The following is an 8,780-nucleotide window of genomic DNA, read 5'->3' on the forward strand; positions in this document are numbered from 1 at the left end:
TTATTGTTGCACCTTCACCTATGGCAGTTGAACCTGTCGCCCCTGTTCCAACTGTTGAGTTTGTACCGACAGCGATCGCATTGTCTGCACTAGCAGTAGCAGTATTACCAGCCGCAATGGAATTAGTGCCTGATGCTGTGGCTACTTGTTCAAATTGACCAGTACCAGCATTAAAAGTACCACCCCCCAAAGCTAGAGAGCCATTACCTGTTGCACTTGCTCCTGCACCCACGGCTGTGGCACTGTCAGCAGTAGCTTGTGATGTATCACCCACAGCTGTCGCTGAAGTTCCTGAAGCGTTAGCAAATGTTCCATAGGCTGATGCACCAATCGCAGAGGCTTGAGAGAAGCTACCTGATGCTATCGCCTGATCTCCCGTAGCTTGGGCTTGAGTACCTGTAGCCACTGCGCTAGTCCCACTAGCTTGGGCTTGAGTACCTGTAGCCACTGCGCTAGTCCCACTAGCTTGGGCTTGAGTACCTGTAGCGATCGCACCTGTTCCAGTAGCTTGGGCTTGAGTACCTGTAGCGGTAGCAAAACTACTGGTAGCATTTGCACCTGTACCCACAGCGATCGCATTTGTGGCATTATCACCAATCGTTGCACCTTGACCTATGGCAGTTGAACCGGTTGCCCCTGTACCAACGTTAGCTCCATTACCTGTAGCGATTGAGTTACTACTTCCCACATTAGCACTCGTACCTGTAGCGATCGCATTTTCGGCATTATCACCAATCGTTGCACCTTCACCTATGGCAGTAGAACCGGTTGCCCCTGTACCAACGTTAGCTCCATTACCTGTAGCGATTGAGTTACTACTTCCCACAGTAGCACTCGTACCTGTAGCGATCGCATCTGTCGCCCCTGTACCAACTGTAGCTCCATTACCTGTAGCAATGCCGCTATTAGCACCAACACTAGCACTCGTACCAGAAGCGATCGCATTTGTGACATTATTATCTACAGTCGCACCTTCACCTATGGCGGTAGAACCTATTGCCCCTGTTCCAACTGTAGCTTGATTACCTATAGCTGTAGCATTATTCGCTAAAGCTCCCGCCGTATTACTCCCAGTGCCTATAGAAATTGCATTACTCGCACCTGCTCCAGTGGTAGCATTAGCACCAACTGCCACGGAATTATCACCTTGTGCTGTTGCGCTATCTCCGAAGGCTGCTGAGGAACTACCTGACGCATTACTATTAGTTCCTACAGCTGTACCTGAAGCACCGGCTGTGGATTCGTTACCAACTGCTGTGGCATTCACGCCGTCATTGACAGTGGCAGATCGTCCAATAGCGATCGCACCAGCAGATGATGAATTATCGGAATTTACGGTAGCAGATTGTCCAATAGCTATTGCCCCCTGTGCGGAAGTTGCAGTCCCTGATGTTTCTGCGTCAGTACCTATAGCTATGCTGTTGTTACTTGCTGCACTTGCTCCTGCACCAATAGCCGTAGCGTTTAATCCCTGTGTTGTATTTATGAAGCTACCACCAACAGCGTTTGGTTCAATTTGGACTTTTTGGGCCTGAGCAACAGGAATTCCTGTAGATATCAATCCCGTAGGCAACAGCAAACTTGTAAATAGTAGAAATATTAATTTCCGATAACCTCTATTGATAGGTTTTAGATTTATAGCACACCAGTAAATAGCATGAAGACGCATGAAATTACCTTCTTTTTTTGTGTAGTAAACTTTTGGGGATGCAAATACCAATTTGCGTTGTTGTTAAGCACTAGATTTATTTAGTCAAAATCATCCTAAACAAAATCTGCGCCTCTGGTATGGCTCAATCTAAATTCGCAATCATTTAGATTGATTTACTTGGGAGTCCATTTGAAATTATTTCAATTTGCAAACCCTCATTTTTTCTTGGCTGATTTCTGAAAAATTGTCGATATTATCTATTAAACCTCATGATTATTCAACATACAATTTCAGATTTTTAGTATTAGATGCACACTTAAGTATTAAATATATACAATTGTTTATGTCTGCATTAAAATTGCTCGATAGGCTCACCCGTTAGATTTTGATTACCCCCCGGAAACGATAAATTATTTTCATTCATAAACCGCTCATTAATCAAGCTGGTAAACATTTCTATGTGTGCTTGCCATTGCACTAAAACACTTTGTAACCTACCTAATCTTTCTGTTATTGGAACTTGTTGTAAACCATAGTCAAAGTTGCCAAAATACCTGATAGCGGGCATCTTAGCCTCTTGATTCTCTTGTGGTAGCTCTATCTGACTAATTTGCATATTGAGATTTCCTTGTTCTAAAGTATAGGAAATATTCACATCTACTTTTGGCGGTTGAATACCAAACTCCAGCCAATTCCCACCAGCAAACAAATTTTTAGCTAGATAAGTTTGAGCCAGTTGGGGTTGTTCCCGAAAACTGACAACTCCCGTTAAATTTATCCCCAGCCCTTCATATTCTACATAGGGTAATACCTGGGTATAAAGCTGGGCAATCTGAGCAGCTACTATGTTGTCAATTGATTTACCAATGATATTTTCTAAAAAAATAGTTCTGCTGTTATCAGATGCGATTTGCAGCCCATTCTCAAAAATCAGTTGAGAGCCTTGTTGAGTATATACCGGATTGCTATCTAGTCGCCAATCCTGGGGAACAATGCCACTATATTTCAGAAAATCCCAATTCAATAAAGTTGGATTTTGGTTTTTCACCAAAAACACAACCGATAACTCATACAAAGATAACTCGTGTCCAGAAAAATTTTGATACATCTTATTTCACAACCCCTGAGCAACAAACTGAGTATACTACACCATCAGAGGATGCTTGACAAGTATTATTATTAACATCACAGTCTTTCAAGTATCACCCCCCAAGCACCCCTTCCCTACCTCTCCCTCACTCTCTCCTACGTCGTTATGTAACATAGTTCACTTTTTCTACCCATCCGCAGAATATTCAGGAATTTTTTATATTTTCATAACTTAAATTAAATTTTGAGCAATTTATACATTATTCCTACTTATGTACGTGTATTTTTTAAGACGATAATTAAAGTAAGTGCGTAAGTAGTTTAACTGTTAAATTGACTGAGTAATCTTCTAAAAGCCTAAAAATGTATTTTTGCCTCTGTAAATATACATAATTCTCTAATTTTATTGGTCAGAAACCAAGTATTTTTTCTGAAAAAAATATGTTGATTTAGTATTGTTAAAATATTTGAGAAACTTAGTTTTTTTAACCAAATTCTTTGAAATTATATTGACAAAAACCTGAACAGGAATACATCATGGTACGTAACAAGTAAAAATAAAAACTCGTGACAAAAAAACTTGCCGCCAGAATTGCAGCAAGAAAGAATCAGCTAGTTTTCTGTAGGTAACTAGCGTGTTTCTCATTTGCCTATACATAGTCAACAAAAATAAATAGTGGTACTCAGGTAAAGACAATAATTATGGATATTCAGCAACCTATTTCCAATACTATTGATGGAACTCCATCCGCTTCCCAAAACCCATTATTGAGCAGCGAAACAAATATATTTAATCCTCAAAACGAACAGCAGCTATATAATCCAGCATCAGCGAGTGATTTGACCACACCAACACTCAATTATCCTGTTGGTACTTGGTCGTATTTGACTGGTGAAGGGAATGGGATTTTTTGGGGGACAGATCAAGCAGATAGCCTGTATTTACAGGTTGGTATAGGTAATAGTTTAGAATTTAGTAGCAACGGCACAGACTTTTATCAAAGTGGGTTAGTAGTTGGTCAAGATAGTCATATTTCAGTTAACTTAGGGTTTGGTAATGACAGCCTATATATTGATAGTTCTTTAACAAATGCCCTCAATACTACAGGTGCAAAACTTACCTTTGATGGTGGAGAAGGTAACGATAGCGTATTTGGCCCCAATCTAGACACAACATGGAATATAACCAGCAAAAATGCTGGTAACGTTGGTAGTATTGAGTTTGAAAACGTTGAAAATCTCAAAGCTGCCGCTAATAATTATGCCACCTTTGTCTTTACCCCAGAAGGTAGTTTAGATGGAATTGCGGATGGCGGAGATGGAAATTTAGGTACTTTAGTTATTGACGGTGGAACTTATAACAACGCTCAATTTATCGCCTATAGTCCCCATTCCGGGATTATTCATCTAGACGACAAGACAATTGAATATGCTGGTTTAGCACCAATTTTTGATACCAGTGTAACAGCAGATAGAGTATTCACTGCTACTGAGGGAGATGATCAAATCCTTGTCAGCAAAGTAGCTACAGGACAAACGAGGATTTTTAGTAGCAATAACACCTTTGAAAATATTACCTTCTGGAATCCCAGTAATTCCTTAACAATTAAGGGGTTAGCAGGTAATGACATCATTACTATAGACTCACTCGATGCCAATTTTACTAAATCCTTAGTAATTGAAGGTAATGACGGCAATGACCAGGTGAATTTTGAGCAAGATTTAACCCTGAATGGGGGTAATTTAACAGTAGATGCAGAAAGTATTTTTGTCAAAACTGGAGTCACAATTGACACTACACAGCCAGGCGGTATTGACGGGACTATAAATTTCACTGCGTCCGATTCTTATACAGAAAACGACCCTTTGCGTCTGTTTGATTCTTTGTCTTTAGAATTGTTAGAATTAAAGAAGATGAATCTGACGCGAGCAGTTCAGATTAACCTGACAGGAGCAACCATCAAGGCTGGTGATATTAATATGTCAGTCTCCTCCAGCCTGACAGGACAAGTAGAAGATTATATTTTGGCGCAGCTTGATTTAACTTCTAACGCAACTATTTCTGTGATTGACTCCAGAATTGAAAGTAGCGGCAATGTCACCCTATCTAGTAGTTCCGTAGTCAAAGGAGAAATACTAGCAGCAGGACAAGCCGTGATCGGGTATGCGATATTATTAGCTCAAGGTCTATGGGATGCTGGAAATGCCACTTCCAATATTAACAGTTCAGCGATCGCACATATTTCTGGGAAAAGCTCCCTGGATGCTAAGGGAGATTTATCTATCACCTCTACCAACGAAGTTGACGTAACTACTGAAGGGCTGGCTCGTCCAATATCGTTATTAGACGGGGCTGAACTAGGGGGGGGTATTGCCGTAGCTAGAATTACAAATACCACCCAGGCTTATATTGACATATCCGACAATCAATCAATTTCGGCAGCCAACATAGCATTATTAGCAGACTCTAAAAATGAGATAGAGACTAGAGGCAAATCTGCTACATTGGGAGTAACCCGGAACAATGACCCGGTCTCAGAATTAACAGAAGGACAGACTACCGCCGTCTTAAATCGCTTCGGACTCGATTGGTTTGATAGAGCAGGAGCATTAGCATTTACCAAACTCAACAGCCAAACCCAAGCTTACATATCTGCTGATGATGTTGACAACCCCAGTAGCATTAATACTACAGGGAAATTAACTATTAATGCCAATACCAACAACAACATTAAAAGTGAAGCAGACAGTACCTTCACTGTCACACAGATACCCGTTGTGTTTGCTTCTGATTCTATAGCTGGCAACTTGGTTGATATCGAAACCTCTGCTTATATCAGTGGCAATACATCTATTCATGCCGGTGGCATAGATATTACAGCAATTACAGATGGCACTATCAACAGTACAGCATTTGGCAGTTCTTCAGCCGACTCCAATTTTGCCATCAACACCATTCAGGCTTCGACCATTGCTGCCATCACTAACACCGCCACCATTCAAGTTGGTGATGATAATACTCTCTCCATGAGAGCCGAAGACAAAACTACAATCGAGTCTTTTTCTCTAGGGGCTGTTATCAGTGATAAATTTTTGCAAGAAAACAAGACTAATATAGCTGTAGGAATAGCCAACGCCAGGAATCAAATTGACAACACAATAAAGGCTTATATTGGGAGTTCTACAGTTAGTTCATCTAGTGATAACAATGTCAATATTACTATAGAGGCTTTATCCAGCAATACAATTACCTCCGAGTCACTTGCCGTAGCACTTGGAGCCAGTACATCGGCAAAATCTCTCAGTGCTGGTGGCGCACTCTCCAATAACTTTATTCGCACCAAGACTAACGCATATATCTCATACTCCACCCTCACCGACAACATTGGGGATGTGACGATTACAGCCAATAATAATGCTAATATCAATGCAACAGTTGTAGCAACGGCAGCTTCAGTAGGAAGTGGTTTGGCAGGAGGAATTGGTGCTGCTGTTGCTAATAACTACATTGGCTATGACAATGATGACAATAACACTCGTAACCCAGCCGAAGTTCAAGCTTACATTCAAAACTCCAGGATCACTAGCGATGGTAACTTGACCTTAAATGCCGAATCTAGTGGCAGCATCACAGCCGGGGTGGGTGCAGGTTCGGTCGCAGTCGCCATCCCTTCTTTACCTGATCCAAAAAAACCAAAAGCGAAATTTGGGGAGGCATTTGCTATTAGTGGTTCAGGAGTCTTCACAGAGAATCAGATAGCAACTTTAGTTAAAGCTTTTGTTGATAGTGATGGCACAACAAGTATTCAGACTAAATCTGCCATTATCTCGGCTCAAGACTCTTCCATAATCAAAGCTGATGCAGGTGCAGCATCTCTAGCCGCATCAGCCGCAGCAACAACAGGCGGTTCTTTAGCTATCGGTGTTGCCCTAGCTAGTAACTTGATTTCTAATGAAGTCGAAGCTTATATTAGCAATATAAACAGCAATACAGATATTAATCCAGATAAGTCCTTCAAGACAACCACAGGCAACATTTCACTATCTGCTACTAGCAATGGCACAATTGAAGCCATATCAGTCGCCGCTTCTTTGGCAGCTGGTTTTGGTACAACAGGTATAGCCTTGAGTGGTGCAGGTGGGGAGTCTAAAAATACAATTCTCACCAAGACTAACGCCTATATCAGTAATAGTGTAGTTGACAGTGCCAATGGAGTTAGTTTAACGGCAACAAACTCCGCTAACATTGATGCCACAATTGCCGCAGTCTCAGCATCTGCTGGTGGCGGTGGGGCTACTGGTGTAGGAGTTGCCATTGGTGCAGCTGTGGCTAATAACTACATTGGCTATGAGGGGGATAGCCGTGACCCTCTTGAACCGGAAGCTTATTGGCGAAATTCTACCCGTAATCCCATCCAAGTACAAGCTTATTTGCAAAATTCCAGCGTCACGGCTACAGGTGACTTAACCTTGAGCGCAGTTGCCAATAACAATATTAACGCTGGTGTGGGTGCAGGTGCGATGGCGGTGGCAGCAGGGGGTGCTGGGGGAGGTTCTGGTAGTGGTTCAGGAGTGAACACTGTTAATAAGATAGCGACTTTAGTGAAAGCTTTTGTTGATGGCTATGGTACAACAGGTATTCAGACTAAATCTGCCATTATCTCGGCTCAAGACTCCTCCACAATCAAAGCTGATGCTGGTGCAGCATCTCTAGCAGCATCATTCGCAGGTGCAACAGGCGGCTCTTTAGCTATCGGTGTTGCCTTAGCTAGTAACTTGATTTCTAACGAAGTCGAAGCCTATATTAGCAATGCAAACAGCAATACAGATAGCAATACAGATAAGTCCTTCAAGACAACCACAGGGGACATCTCTCTATCTGCTACTACTGATGCAACTATTGAAGCCATATCAGTCGCCGCTTCTCTAGCAGCAGGTTTTGGTGGCGCGGCAGGTATAGCCTTGAGTGGTGCAGGTGCGGAGTCTAAAAATACAATTCTCACCAAGACTAACGCCTATATCAGCAATAGTGTAGTTGATAGTGCCAGTGGAGTTAGTTTAACGGCAGAAAACTCCGCTAACATTGATGCCACAATTGCCGCAGTCTCAGCATCTGCTGGTGGCGGTGCGGCTACTGGTGTAGGAGTTGCCATTGGTGCAGCTGTGGCTAATAACTTCATTGGCTATGATGGGGATACTCGTAACCCTGCCCAAGTGCAAGCTTATTTGCAAAATTCCAGCGTCACGGCTACAGGTGACTTAACCTTGAGCGCAGTTGCCAATAGCAATATTAACGCTGGTGTGGGTGCAGGTGCGATGGCTGTGGCAGCAGGGGGTGCTGGGGGAGGTTCTGGTAGTGGTTCAGGAGTGAACACAGTCAATAAAGTAGGGACTTTAGTTAAAGCTTTTGTTGATGGCGATCGCACAACAGGTATTCAGACTAAATCTGCCATTATCTCGGCTCAAGACTCCTCCACAATCAAAGCTGATGCTGGTGCAGCATCTCTAGCAGCATCATTCGCTGGTGCGGTTGGTGTTTCCTTGTCTATCGGTGTTGCCCTAGCTGATAACTTGATTTCTAACGAAGTCGAAGCCTATATCAACAATGCAGATAACTCCTTCAAGACAACCACAGGCAATATTTCACTATCTGCTACTACTGATGCAACTATTGAAGCCGTATCAGTCGCCGCTTCTTTAGCAGCAGGATTTGGTGTCGCAGCAGGTATAGCCTTGAGTGGTGCAGGTGCGGAGTCTAAAAATACAATTCTGGGCAAGACTAACGCCTATATCAGTAATAGTGTAGTTGATAGTGCCAGTGGAGTTAGTTTAACGGCAGAAAACTCCGCTAACATTGATGCCACAATTGCCGCAGTCTCAGCATCTGCTGGTGGTGGTGGGGCTGCTGGTGTAGGAGTTGCCATTGGTGCAGCTGTGGCTAATAACTTCATTGGCTATGACGGGTATACTCGTAACCCTGCCCAAGTGCAAGCTTATTTGCAAAATTCCAGCGTCATGGCTACAGGTGACTTAACCTTGA

At 42.6% G+C, this 8,780-nt stretch carries 2 protein-coding genes and 1 pseudogene; 1 reads left to right on the forward strand and 2 read right to left on the reverse strand.

Translation table 11 applies throughout. The annotated features are described in order from the left end of the window. Together A3775_RS21860 and A3775_RS21865 are read right to left on the reverse strand one after the other, a co-directional pair. Window positions 1-1,669 (reverse strand): annotated as a pseudogene (locus A3775_RS21860) (hypothetical protein); the annotation flags it as partial. 334 nt (window positions 1,670-2,003) lie between these two features. Further along, a complete protein-coding gene (locus A3775_RS21865) occupies window positions 2,004-2,759 on the reverse strand; it encodes a hypothetical protein (protein WP_066383064.1) in 756 nt (251 codons plus the stop codon). A 683-nt stretch (window positions 2,760-3,442) separates the two neighbouring features. On the opposite strand from A3775_RS21865, the gene A3775_RS24805 reads away from it, so the two are divergent. Beyond that, window positions 3,443-8,780, forward strand: a 5,338-nt coding sequence (locus tag A3775_RS24805) for a hypothetical protein (protein WP_197480218.1), incomplete at its 3' end; no start/stop codon positions are given.

Source organism: Anabaena sp. 4-3, from assembly GCF_001597745.1.
GTDB lineage: Bacteria > Cyanobacteriota > Cyanobacteriia > Cyanobacteriales > Nostocaceae > Trichormus.

Coding starts and splice junctions, on each gene's coding strand:
- A3775_RS21865 (WP_066383064.1), bottom strand. CDS start 2,759: ATGTATCAAAATTTTTCTGGACACGAGTTATCTTTGTATGAGTTATCG.